Source organism: Flavobacterium sp. UGB4466, from assembly GCF_903469665.1.
In the GTDB taxonomy this organism is placed as follows: domain Bacteria; phylum Bacteroidota; class Bacteroidia; order Flavobacteriales; family Flavobacteriaceae; genus Flavobacterium; species Flavobacterium lipolyticum.
In genome coordinates this window covers 14,870-27,425 of sequence record NZ_CAGKLC010000070.1, presented here as the reverse complement: position 1 = coordinate 27,425, position 12,556 = coordinate 14,870, and the positions used below count along the sequence as shown (strand labels likewise).

Genomic DNA, 12,556 nt, shown 5'->3' with positions numbered 1-12,556 from the left:
CACTCTTCACTCTTCACTCTTCACTCTTCACTCTTCACTCTTCACTCTTCACTCTTCACTCTTCACTCTTCACTCTTTAGAATCCTACAAATCTTCATCAATAATTGCAGACAAATAAAACTCAGGGAATTTTTTGAACTTTTTACCCGTTGCAATATTAAAAAGCAAATGAGTACATAAAGCTGCTACCGACCACGATGCAATGGCCATTTGCGGCGGCGACTGACAGCCTTTTTCGATTTTGTACTTTTCGATTATACTGTCCATCCATTTTTGTGGATTTCCCCAAAATCTCAAATAACTTGAAGCGTATTCCATCATGGTAGCTTCATTAAATTCTTCCTCCCCATTTGCCAATGCATTTAAAAGAAGACCATCTCTGGCAATAACAGTTACCAGACTTCCCCATCCTATATTGTAAGGATGCAGCACCGGAATGTCTAACTTTTGACAAGCGGTATCAAATATTAACGGTACGGGAGAAGAAAAATCAAGCGTATTGATTGCCGCTTTGTGACCTTTAATATGATCTCCTATGTTTTCGACAGTCAGGAAAAAATCGATACAATTAATTTCTGCATTTTTATTAATCGATTTCAATCGTCTTGCCAAAGCGTCTACCTTGTTCAAATTGATATCATCTTCTGTATAGTTCTGTCTGCTCAAATTAGACCGTTCTACCTGGTCACCGTCTACAATAGTGATTTTTTCAAAACCAAAACGCAACGCACATTCCGCGATTACGCTTCCAATACCACTTCCAGCCAGCAAAATTGGAAAATCTTTTATAATCTCTTGTTCTTCATCGCTTAGATAAAGTTTATTCTTTGAATAACGATCATCCATAATATTAATTTTTTATTCAAAATTAAACAGAAACAACGGGTACCCTTTTAACCTAAAAGGTAGTTTTTATCTGCTAAGGTCCCAAAATCACTCATTAAATGATACTTAAAAAACTACCTGCTGTAAATCAGATCACTACATATCTAACAACCCAAAAAACTTAAAAAAAAGTACGTTGCGATACCCTTAAAATAAAAAAACAGCTACAAGAATACTCCTGTAACTGTTTTTATCTGATAATCGCTATTCTTTCTTAAGCTAAACTATAGTTTTAAAAAACCAATTCTTCACCAACAGCCATAAAGACTGGCTGCTGGCTGTTCAGAATTTGTATCGATTCTATGTAACTTGCCAGGTTTTTAATTCTTGGCTCGTTGTACAATTCTTTAAGTTCAATTTTGATATTGAATTCTTTCTGAATTTTAGAAATCACTTGTATTGCTTTCAAACTATGTCCGCCAAGTGCAAAAAAGCTGTCCTCTACTCCTATTCTGTCTTTTTCTAGGATGTCCTGCCATATGGTAACCAACTGTTTTTCTAAATCACTTTCGGGAGATACATAAACGGCCACTTCCTTAAATTGTATGTCGTCTGTATCCGGCAGTAATTTGACATCTACTTTTCCATTAGCGGTTAATGGCATACTGTCTACATAAATAAAATAGGTTGGTATCATGTAGTCTGCTAAAGTTCTGCTTAGCTTCTTTTTAAGAATCATGCGATCAATTTCGGTGTTACCTACCACATATGCCGTAATGTATTTTTCACCTTTAATCTCTTTTACAAGAACAATTGTTTCTTTAATCCCGCTTATTTCTTGCAAAGCCGCTTCAATTTCTCCAAGTTCGATACGATATCCCCTCAATTTCACCTGATTGTCTTTACGTCCCATAAACTGAATGTTTCCATCCGGAAGCCATTTGGCAAGATCACCTGTTTTATAGAGCTTCCCATCACCTGCCAAAACATGTGATACGAATTTTTCCCCAGTCAGTGAAGGGCTATTCAAATAGCCTCTGGCCAGACTCTTTCCTGCCAGGCATAACTCTCCTGTTACTCCCGGGGGTACCAGACTTCCATTTTCATCGAGAATATAAGTTTTCACATTACCTATTGGTTTTCCTATCGGCACCAATCCTACAGTGTCCTTTTTTACTCTATAACAAGTACTTACCACTGCATTCTCGGTAGGACCATAATTGTTATAGATTTCCAGCTTATCGTTTACATCTTTTACTATAAGTGCCTCGCCTCCTAATAACAGTTTTAAAGGCTGCTGCAGTGTTGCACTGTCTCGTAATATATCGTTGTATAATACTGTAGGAACAAAAGCCTGCGTTATTTTATGGACATTGAAAAATGCAATTAAGTCTGCCGTTTTTAAGCGAATGGATTCCGGTATTGGGTATACACATCCTCCACTTAAGAGCGTTGGAAATAATTCCCATGTAGAGGCGTCAAAACCTATACTCGCGTACAATGTACATCTGCTGTCTGTGCTTAGACTGTATTCTTTTTGATGCCAGTGGCACAAGTTACTTAAGGCTTTGTGTTCGACCATGACACCTTTAGGTTTTCCGGTAGATCCCGAAGTATATATTACATAGGCCATATTAGAAGCCTGTACCATTACATCCCTGCTATCTGATACAATAGTTGCATTTTGAAATTCGGAGATAAAAGAATCATCTATTGTAGCAATACAGTTGCTGTCGCTTTGAATAAATGCAATACGATCTTCCGGATAATTCAGATCAATAGGTACATAGGCAGCACCCGTTTTAAGTATCGCCAGCAGCGCGATCACATACCAATCACTTCTTTCTAACTTCACGGCTATAAGATCTTCAGGATGAACATCATTTGTATTTCTGATATAGTTTGCCATCTTATCAGAAAGTGCATCCAGCTGTGCATACGTAATTTGTGTTTCTCCAAAAACTACTGCTAAATTATGTGGCGTTTTTTCTGCCTGTTGTTGAAATAGTGTTACAATCGTATCCTCTTCAGGATATATAATGTCATTATTATTAAATGTGTGAACCAGCTGATCTTCTTCTTCTTGTGATAAATAAGTAAGATTCTGAATTAATTCATTTGGCTGCTCAAGAATTACATTCCATAATTGCTTATAGTGGTTCATAAGACCTTCGATCGTTTCTGCTTCATAAACATTTGTGTTGTAGGTTACATCAAATAACAAACATTGTCCCACTTCCTGAAAGTTTACTTCTAAATCAAATTTCGCAATCGCTTCTCCTGTATCTTCAATTGCAGTTACAGCATCTTTTGATACGATTGCATCCACCCTGTGAGATAGTACATTCTGTAAAGAAAACATGATATCAAAAACAGCATTTCGGGAGGTTTGGTGTCGAATATCCAGATCGTCTATTAACTGATCAAACGGATACATTTGATGGTTATAAGACTTTAGGGTTTGTTCTTTTATTTTTTTATAAAAAGAGACAAAAGACAATTCCGGATTAACTTCGTTTCTTAATGCAATTGTATTGACGTAAAACCCTATCTGATCCAGAAGATCAATATGATTTCTTCCCGCTACCGGAGTTCCAATAATTATGTCACGTGCAGCCGTATACTTATGCAACAAGATGTTCCAGCCTGAAAAAAGGGCTATAAACAAACTTCCTCCATATTCCTGAGTTACTCCTTTAATTGCTGTTGTCTGCTCTGCTGAAAGATAGGTTCTGAATCGTCTCCCCTGAGCTGTTTTAACAGCTGGTCTCAATTTTTGCGTTGGCAAATCAAGTACTGGTAATGAACCGTTCAGCAATTCTTTCCAAAATACTTTGTCCTGCTGACTGGAAGCCTCTTCTAATTGCAATCGCTGCCAATTTGCATACTCTTTATATTGTATTTTAAGCGGCTGCAGTGAAACGGTTGTATTATTTTTAAAGCTTTCATAAAATGTGAATATGTCTTTGGATAAAACTTCCATAGACCAGCCGTCACCTATAATATGATGCATACTATAATGAAAAGCATATTTTGCTTCTTCTAACTGAAACAAACAGGCTCTTACTAATGGTCCGTTTGTCAAATCAAATGGAAGATGGAGGTCTTCTTTGCGATAAGCAGCAAGTTTATCTTCTATGCCGTCTTCACCCTGAAGATTCAGGAAAGGAATATCGAGATAAAATGAATCATTAGGAATAATATACTGACGAAGCTCTCCTAAACTATCATCAATTTTAAAAACGGTACGTAGTATCTCATGACGTTTTATTGTTGCATAAATGGCCTGTTTAAGAACGGCTATATCATAACTCCCTTCCAGTATGGTATGAAATGACATATTGTACATCGATGCTCCTGTTTCCAGTTGGCTTAAAGCCCATAATCTTTTTTGGCCTGCCGAAAGTGCATAACTATCGTTACTGTCCATAACCGGTATCGACTGATATTCTGAATAGGTACTCTCTTCAATAAGCTGTACATGATCTTCTAATATGGGATGCAAAAAGATTGTCTCTAAAGTAAGCTTAACATTAAAAGCTCTGCGATACTCTTCAATTAATCTGGCTGCTTTAAGACTATGCCCGCCTAATTCAAAAAAGTTATCGGTAACGCTTACCGTAGTTTTTTGCAAGACAGCAGTCCAAATACTAACTAAAAGTTCTTCTTTACCGTTTCTTGGCGCCACATAATCTGAGGTAGTAGAAAGGCAGACTGTTTCAGGATCCGGAAGTAATTTTTTATTTACCTTTCCATTGCTGTTTAATATAAACTGATCCAATTGTACAAAATAAGAAGGCAGCATATAAATGGCTAACTTTTTCTTTAGTTCGTTTCGTAAATCAGAAGCGCTCAACGTTACTCCGGATACCATATAGGCAACGATCTCTTTTTCGTCGTTTTTGTTTTTTCTTGCAATTACAATGGCATCGTCTATCGCATCTATGGTTAATAGTGCATTTTCTATTTCTCCTAACTCGATACGATGACCTCTTATTTTTATCTGATCATCTTTACGTCCAATAAATTCGATATCTCCAGACGACAGCCATTTCCCTGTATCTCCGGTTTTGTAAATACTTAATCCATCAATAAAGGGATGGGGTACAAATTTAGTTTCTGTTAAATCCGGTCTATTGAGATAACCTTCGGCGATGCCTTCACCTCCAAGACATATCTCACCCGGAACTCCGATAGGAACTAATTTATTTTTAGCATCTAATATATAACTGGTACTGTTTGTAATTGAACAGCCAATAGGTATCGTTTTAGGATTGTCACTGATGGCATTGATTTCATAAAATGTAGAAAATGTTGTATTTTCTGTTGGGCCATAAACATGACGTAAACTTACTGCAGGATATAGGTCTTTGAATCTTTTGACATGTTTTACAGAGACTTGTTCCCCTCCGAATAAGATACATTTTATTTGCCCTAACGCAGGTAATTCGGCTTCAACAATGACATTAAAAAGGGCTGTTGTTATAAAAAAGCAGCTAATGTTTTTGGTGATTATTAACTCATTGAATTTTTGGAGATCAAGAAATATATTTTTCTCCGAAATGACAAGCTTAGCTCCATTTAATAAAGGCATAAAAATATCAAAAGTAGAGCCGTCAAATGAAAAATTTGAGAGTCCTAAAACAGTATGTGAAGTAACATCCAAATAGTTGGTGTTCATCACTAATCGCAAAATTGACTTTTGATTTATGATTACTCCTTTTGGTTTTCCGGTAGATCCCGAGGTATACATAATATAGGCTAACGGATCTGCTGTTTGATTTAGCTTAAAATCTGAAATATCAATATCCTTTTTACAGGTTATGAAGGCTTGTAATTCTTCTTTTGTTATACAGAAAATACAGGCAGCATCATTTGTAATAAAGTCCAATACATCTTTTGGAAACTCGGGATCCATTGGTACATACACAGCACCTGCTTTTAGTACGCCCAATAACGCTACCACAAACCAATGATTTCGCTCCAGCTTAATCCCTATAGTGTCATTAGAAGCAATTGTATATTGATCTTGTATAAACTGGGCAAATTTATTGGATAAATCATCCAATTCTAAATACGTAAAACTCTGATCTTCATATACAACTGCTACTGCATCGGGAGATTCCTGAACTCGTTTTTCGAATACTTCCGGGATGGATAACGTATCGGGATAAGGTGCTGTTGTTTTATTAAAATCAATAAGCAGCTGCTGTTCTTCTTTTTCAGAAATATAAGAGATATCCGTTACCGGTGTATCCAGATTGTCTAATAACTCCTCCCATAATTGCTGGTAATGGCTGATCATTCTTTTCATACTCCCTTCATCATACACCGCCGTGTTGTACGTAAGATCAAAAGCAAGATAACTTCCTGCCTCGACAAAACTTAGTTCTACATCAAACTTAGCGGCCTTAACACCTAACTCTCTGATCTCGCTAACCTCTATATTTTCCAGATCAGCATCTGAAATTTGAATTCCGGCATTTTGCAGTACCAGTAAAACATCAAAAATGGCATTTCTGCCAACGTTTCTTTGAATGTTCAAATCTTCAATGATACGATCGAACGGATAGGTTTGATGTTTATAAGATTCAAGAGTTCGGTCTTTTACCTGCTTATAAAGAGATCTGAAAGTCATCTCAGGATCTATTGTATTTCGTAAAACCATTGTGTTTACATAAAACCCAATCTGATTGAACACATCTGCATGGTCCCGGCCTGCATTAGGACTTCCAATAAGTATGTCCTGTTCTCCTGAATATTTATGAAACAGCACATTCCAGGCTGCTAAAAGTCCCGTAAATAAACTTCCTCCATTTTCTGTAGAAAAATCTTTGATACGTTTCGAAAGTTCTTTAGAAAAATAAGTTCTGTATCCACGACCTTCATAAGATAAGACAGTCGGGCGAACAATTTCAGACGGTAGGTCCAGCACCGGTAAATCACCTGACAGCTCTTTGGCCCAATATTCTTTTGAAAGAGTACTCGACTCACTATTTAAATGTTCCAATTGCCAATTTGCAAAGTCTTTGTACTGAATTTTTAACGGTTCCAGTGCTACAGCTGCATTATTTGCATAGGCTTTGTAATAATGAAGTACATCCTGTGATAAGATGTTCATCGACCATCCGTCACTAATAATGTGGTGCAGGTTATAGTAAAAAGTATATCGATTATCGTCTGTTTGCAGCAAACCAACGCGAAACAAAGGACCTGTTTCCAAATCAAAAGATTTAGAAGCATCATTGGTTATATAATCTTGTACTTCCTGTTCTTTATCAGAAGCATTTCGATAGTCAATATAAGTGACATTAAACTCAAAATCTTCACTTGGAATTATGTATTGACGTACTTCTCCTATTTCATTTGTTTTAAATACGGTACGCAATATTTCATGGCGGTCTATGACAGCACGTATTGCTTGCTTAAGATAAATAAGATCGTACTGTCCTTTAAGCTCAATATGATAGGGCATGTTATAAGTGCTTGCCCCGGATTCAAATTGGCTTAATGTCCACAATCTCTGCTGTCCAAATGAAAGCGCATAATTTTCTGCCTGAGCAACAGGAACGATAGGCTGTAGGACAGCTGTGTTTTTATCTAATGCTCCGGTATCTAATAAATACGCCAGAATTTGTTCTTTATTTTCTTTTATTTCTGCTAGTAATTGCGGGTCTACTTCTTTGGCTTTTGCATAAAGTTTTAATTGACCATCTACTATATCTAAAGCGATTCCGCCCTCTGTTATTTTATGTAATAAATCGATCATAATTCTATTTCTGTAAGTGATTCTTTTTCAGACTTTATTTGCTCCTGGGTTTCTATAAATTTTATTTGTGCCGCCAAACATTCTATTGTAGGGGACATAAATAAATTTTTAATGTTTATCTCGACATTAAAAGCTCTGTTTATTTGGGACAGAAGTTTAGTTCCTTTTATACTGTGACCTCCTAATTCAAAGAAATCATCTAATACCCCTACCTTTTCTTTATCCAAAACTTCCTGCCAAATACTGACTAGTTCTTTTTCAATAGCATTGCGTGGTGCCACGTAAGCTACTTTGGTCGAAATGCCTTCTGTCAGAGGATCCGGTAATGCTTTGAGATCAATCTTTCCATTGGTGAGTACCGGAAATTTTTCTAACTGTACAAAATAAGAAGGAATCATATATTCCGGAAGGCTCTTTTTTAAGGATGCCCGCAGATCCATTACTTCTTCTTTCTGGCTGGAAATAATGTAAGCGGCAAGTTCATTTTCCTGAGACACACCATTCTCGATAACCGTAATTACAGCCTGACTTATTTCCTTTCTTTTGCACAAGGTATTTTCGATCTCGCCTAATTCAACGCGATTTCCTCTAATTTTAATCTGATGGTCTTTTCTTCCTACAAACTCAATATTACCGTCTTCCCATTTTCTTCCTAAATCGCCTGTTCTAAACAAACGTTCTCCTTTTAAAAATGGATTCTCGATAAACTTCGCCGCAAAATCTTCTACAGTATTTGTATATCCTGCAGACACACATTCTCCACTGATACAGATCTCCCCTACCACTCCGGCCGGTAATACGTTTAAAAATTCATCAAGGATGTACACCTTGACATTTTCTATCGGTTTACCAATAAAAATGCTTTCGTTTTGAACACTGGAATGCGATTCGTAAAGTCTGTTTTCGATAGTGGCAGCAATGGTAACCTGCTCTTCTAATAAGGATAACAAATCTTCTTTTGTGGTATATGGATTCATGAAAACTGTTCGGAACAGAAGATGTCTTTGCTCATTTTCCCTTTTCTTTATCTGCGTATAGGAAACAAAAGAATTTCCTTGTTTAAATTGTTCCTTCTGAATCTTAAGATTGATCTCATTGATTTGTTCTAAATCTTCGTTACTCAGACTTTCTTTGCCTCTGTATTTTTTAGGTAAATATCTGTACAGTACAATATTCAGATCGGGCTTAAAAACAAGGTCAAAATCCGGGTGTTTATCAATCGCTTGTGCAAAAAACTGTGCTGTAGCATAATTGTGTCTGATTACCTGCGCAAAGCCTTCTTTCCCAAAAATCTTAAATACGGCGTGTAAAGCAAAACTCATAAAGTTCTTGGAGCCTTCTATAGTATATTTACCCAGATCATAACTTCCTTTTCTCGCCTGATAATGGGTATTGTTCTCGGAAGAATTTACAAAATTCGGATCTTTAAAAACACAAACACTCAATCCGATCGGAATGTATAGCTGTTTATGAGCACAAATCGAAACTGAATCGGCTAATTCTATACCTTTCATTTTCAGTTTAAGCGTATCGTCCGTTAAAAAACTGCCTCCAAAAGCAGCATCCACATGATAATGAATGTTATGATGGTTTGCTATTTTTCCTAAAATTTCAAGCGGATCGATATTTCCGGACTCCGTTGTTCCCGCAATACCTACTAAACCTAAAATAAGACACTTTTCTTCACGTAATTTTGCAATCAGTGAAACGATCTCTGTTTCTAAAGCAGCTGCTTCTTTTCCTTCATAGTCTATGGAGATAAAAGCATCGGTACCCAGACCTAAAAGTTTTAAAGCTTTTCCAAATGAATAATGACACCAATCTGACCCCAGTAAAACGACACGATCATAATCATAGGCCCTGAGTGCTGCTAAAAGTCCTTCTTTTTTAATCCCGCTAAATCCTTCTTTAGGTCCTAATAAGTTATTTAACGAATAATTTATGGCCATCAGGTTAGACATGGTACCACCATTGGTAATTACACCAAGGGCCTGATCTGCATTCTGAACAAAATCGTCATAAAATTTCAGATCATTTGCATATACCAGGTTGTGAAATATTCCTATTACCTGTTTTTCAATCAAAGTAGCTACCATCGAGGTTTCTATTTTAACCTGATTTTGATTCAGCGCCACTATTAGAGCATTCATTTCTCTAATAATTTTAGGAATAGGACTTGTCATGTGACCTATGAAAGAAGGTTTGCTCACATTAACCACATTAGGAATTACTTCTGTTTCTACAAATTTCAGGTAGGCATCGGGATTGTATTGAGAATCAAGACCAACATCTTTAAAATTTTTCAAATCCAAAAGAGATTGATAGTCTTCTGATACTATTTTTGACGCTACGTCGTGCTGTGAGATTAAGGCTTCTATTTTGTCATCTGAAGTGTATTCGAAAAGTTTAAAATCTTTATAATGATTATAGTCTTCATAAGTATCATAATAGGTCGCATCTGCTGTCACTTCTGTAGATCCGTATATGTTTAATAACCTAACGTCTCCTCGTTGATGTACGGCATAAAAATGTTGCACGTCACTTTTCTTTAACGAAGCTCCACTGCTTATCCATACATTAAGCAACTTTAACTCTTCTTTGCACAGGGCAGGATGAGCCAGTAAAGCTCTTAACAGGGATGGCACCAGTACAATACGGGTTACTTTATTTTCTTGTAAACTTTTAATAAAACCGCGGATATCCAAAATCTCTGATTTTTTGAAAAACGCAGAAGGAATTCCTTTTAACAGAGGTCCGTATAGTTCCCAAATATGGTCTACAAAACTTATTGAGGTTTTGGCGCAGCAAATTTCTGTTTCCTGAAACGGATAATTATTCCACATCCAGTACAGTCTGTTGCATACACTTTCAGATTTTATCAATATCCCTTTAGGTATTCCAGTAGAACCTGAGGTGTAAATAAGAAATTCAATTTCATTATCATAGGTAGGCTGAGGTTTTACAAATTTTCTTCCTTTATTCTCGAAAGCATTCATTTCCAACAAGAGATTCTCATCAATAACAATAGTACTCTCACTGTCTTCTTTTATAAAATCAATTCGGCTTTGCGGCGTTTCAAGATCAATCGGAACATAGATGGCTCCTGTTTTCTTAACGGCTAATAAAACGGCTAAAAGATGTTCATCATGAGGTAATGTAACTACAATTCTGTCACCGTATTTTACATTAAACATGGAAGTCAGGTATACCGCATAAGCATCTGATTTCTCCTCTAAATCGGAATATGTCAGTTTGATGTCTTTATAGATAACCGCGGTTTTGTTTGGTGTTTTTTTAACCTGAGCTTCAAATAAACTGATGATATTTTCTCCTTTAGGATAAACTGCTTTTGTATCATTAGATTCATATAATTGTTCCTGCTTTTCCTTTTCGGAAAGAAGTTCAATTTTTGAGATTTCCTTTTCCGGTTGGTCAAAAATATTCTTAAGCAATTGTTTAAAATGATTTACAAATTTCGCTATGACTTCATATTCATAAACATCTGTATTGTACTCAAGATCTATTTTAAGGTGACCGCCAACGATTTCAAAAGTGATGTCTATATCAAATTTTGGACTGGATACTCCTAAATCTACAATTTCTTTCTCTTTTTCCTCCTTCCAATCAAAGTCAGCGGTATCATGATCAAAATTCTGAAATACCATCATAATATCAAAAAACGAGTTGCGGGAAGTATTGTGCTTTACCTGCAGGTCTTCAACGAGTCTGTCAAACGGATACGATTGATGGGTATATGCATTTAAGGTATTCTGTTTTACCAAATTAAAAACCGAATTAAAACTATCTGAAGGGTTTAATTCATTGCGTAATGCCAAAGTATTGGTATAGAATCCTATTTGATTTTTCAGTTCTACATGCTCTCTGCCTGCAATAGGAGATCCGATAACAATATTATTGGTATTGGTATACCTGTAGATTAAAACATTTAAAGCGGATAGTAAGCCCATAAATGGCGTTCCCCCTTGTTGATTACAATACAACTTAAGTTTTGAAGTGGTATCTTTAGAAACAAAAGTGCTTATTTTTTGTCCCCTGTTTGTTTTAAACAAAGGACGTTTTTTTGTGCTTGGTAAATCAATTGTTGAAATGCTGCCGGACAGAAGATCGTTCCAGTATTCTTTGCTTGCTTTATAAGATGCTGTTTCTAATTGTGAAAGCTGCCAGGCCGAGTAATCTTTATACTGTATTCTTAATTCAGATAATTCTAACGGAGTTTTGTTTACATAATGATTATAAAAGGCCAATACATCATTCGAAAGTACCTTCATAGACCAGCCATCACTGATAATATGGTGCATATTATAGTAAAAAGTATAGCTATCATCAGTCATCTGTAACAATGAAGCTCTGATTAGCGGACCATTTTCAAGGTCAAACTTCAATTGCTTGTCTTCTTCTATGTATAAATCTATAGCTGCTGCTGACTCATTACCCAATATTCTAAAATCCTTATAATCGACTTTAAAATTCAATGCTTCTGGTGTAAGTATATGTTGATGCACAACTCCGGCACTATTTTCTTTAAATACCGTACGCAATATTTCATGACGGTCGATAGCAGCCTGAATCGCTTGTTTGAACATTTCAATGTTGTAATCCCCATTTAATACTATTCGGGATGGCATATTATAGGCTACCGTACCTTCTTCAAACTGGCTTAACACCCATAATCTGCGTTGTGCATCAGATATCGGGTAGCTTGATAAAGATGGAGCATTGGGTATTTCTGAGAATGAATCCTGAGACGAGAAAGAACGCAGATAATTTACCAGTCTCTCTTTATTATTTCTAATAAGATTAATTGTATCTGTATCTATTTCTTCTTTTAATTGTGAAATTTCCAAATCATCACCAGACAATGTCACACCAATACCTCGTGACCTCAAATCTTTAATCAAATAAGCGATATTCTCCATAATTATATTATTTTTTATTGCTACA

Annotated in this window: 3 protein-coding genes; all 3 read right to left on the bottom strand. The window is 36.1% G+C overall.

What is annotated here, in order from left to right; translation table 11 throughout:
• Positions 1-84: 84 nt before the first annotated feature.
• The gene (locus JO950_RS15655) at positions 85-846 is read right to left on the bottom strand and encodes a ThiF family adenylyltransferase (protein WP_202703500.1); all 762 of its coding nucleotides are present in this window, start codon (positions 844-846) and stop codon (positions 85-87) included.
• Between the two features lie 271 nt (positions 847-1,117).
• On the bottom strand, positions 1,118-7,594 hold the full coding sequence (locus tag JO950_RS15650) for a non-ribosomal peptide synthetase (protein WP_202703499.1): 6,477 nt from the start codon (positions 7,592-7,594) through the stop codon (positions 1,118-1,120).
• On the bottom strand, positions 7,591-12,531 hold the full coding sequence (locus JO950_RS15645; protein ID WP_202703498.1) for an aminotransferase class V-fold PLP-dependent enzyme: 4,941 nt from the start codon (positions 12,529-12,531) through the stop codon (positions 7,591-7,593). The genes JO950_RS15650 and JO950_RS15645 overlap by 4 nt, the downstream gene beginning before the upstream one ends.
• Positions 12,532-12,556 lie beyond the last annotated feature (25 nt).

What these genes read in the sequence shown, in the direction of transcription:
- JO950_RS15645 (WP_202703498.1), bottom strand. Translation starts at nt 12,531, where the DNA reads ATGGAGAATATCGCTTATTTGATTAAAGATTTGAGGTCACGAGGTATT.
- JO950_RS15655 (WP_202703500.1), bottom strand. Translation starts at nt 846, where the DNA reads ATGGATGATCGTTATTCAAAGAATAAACTTTATCTAAGCGATGAAGAA.
- JO950_RS15650 (WP_202703499.1), bottom strand. Translation starts at nt 7,594, where the DNA reads ATGATCGATTTATTACATAAAATAACAGAGGGCGGAATCGCTTTAGAT.